The organism is Streptomyces palmae (genome assembly GCF_004684805.1).
GTDB lineage: Bacteria > Actinomycetota > Actinomycetes > Streptomycetales > Streptomycetaceae > Streptomyces > Streptomyces palmae.
Map to the genome: position 1 here is coordinate 1 of NZ_SRID01000699.1, position 1,219 is coordinate 1,219.

Below are 1,219 nucleotides of genomic sequence, written 5' to 3' on the forward strand. Positions count from 1 at the left end.
GTTGTGTATAAGAGACAGACCCCGCCCTCCCCCGGCAGCTGGGACACCCGGCCGCCCGCGCCGCCCACCGGGACCGCGCGGCAGGCCGCCGGCGGCACCGGCTTCCGGGACGCCGGACCGCTGTCCCCCGGGGTGTGGCGGACCCGGCTCAAGCCCGGCGAGACCCGCTTCTTCCGGATCCCGCTCGACTGGGGCCAGCAGTTGTACGCGGAGACCGAACTCCCCGACGCCCCGGGCGGGAAGCGGCTCGGGCCGCTCGGCGACGCGCTGGGCGCGGGCCTGTACAACCCGGCCCGCGGCCTGGTCCAGTACGGCAGGTTCACGTCCTACGGCGGCACCCGGGCCACGGAGGCGCTGGACCTCACCGCGCCGGTGGCCTACGGCAACCGCTATGCGCGTGCGAAGGCGGCGGTCGCCGCGATGAGCGTCAGCGGGCAGTACTACCTGGCCGTCACGGTGCACCCGGACGCGGGACGGTACTTCCCCGACGGGGTGCCGGTGACCCTGCGGATCAGTGTGCGGGGCGGTGGGCAGCCCGGCCCGGAGTACGACGGGGACGGCACCGGCGACGGCTTCGGCCTCTCCCGGCAGGACCGCCGGGCCACCGCGGAGAACGGGACCGCGGCCGAGCGGGAGGGCGACCACGCCGGACGGCGGGCGGTGGCGTACGCGGGCTTCGGAGCCGGTACGGCCCTGCTGGCGGGCCTGGCGCTGTGGACCCTGGCCACCCGGCGCCGAGCCCCCTCGGCACCCGACTGACCAGGCCGCAGGAGTGCGTACCGGCCCTGGCGGGCGCCTACCGCGGCCGGCGTGCGGGCGTGTGGGGGTCGGTTCCGGACGGGTACGGCGGGGCCCCGGGGCGTTCCGTGCGCTTCCCGGGGCCGGACAGGGGCGTATCGCGATCGCATACGGGGTCAGGCGCGGGGCGGGGCTGGACCCGTGCGCGCCGGGGTGGGTGCGTACCCCGGCTGGTGCGCGGTCTCGCCGGTATCAGTCGCCGGTCGGTGCGCGGCGGGCCGGCCCGGTGCGGGGCGGCCCGGTTCACAGCCGGTTCACAGCCGGGTCAGCCTCCGGTGAACAGGGCCCAGGCGCCCACCGCGTAGCAGAGCGCCGCGGCCACCAGGATCACCACCGCGGTCCTGGTCGACGGACCGCGCCGCCACCCGGTCGCGCCGGACGGCTGCTCGGGCGGTTCGGGGGAGGGGGACGGCTCCGCCGG

The 1,219-nt window shown here is 77.7% G+C and carries 1 pseudogene; it reads left to right on the plus strand.

The features are described 5' to 3' along the window. Nucleotides 1–759: pseudogene (locus E4099_RS33425) on the plus strand (hypothetical protein); the annotation flags it as partial. Nucleotides 760–1,219 lie beyond the last annotated feature (460 nt).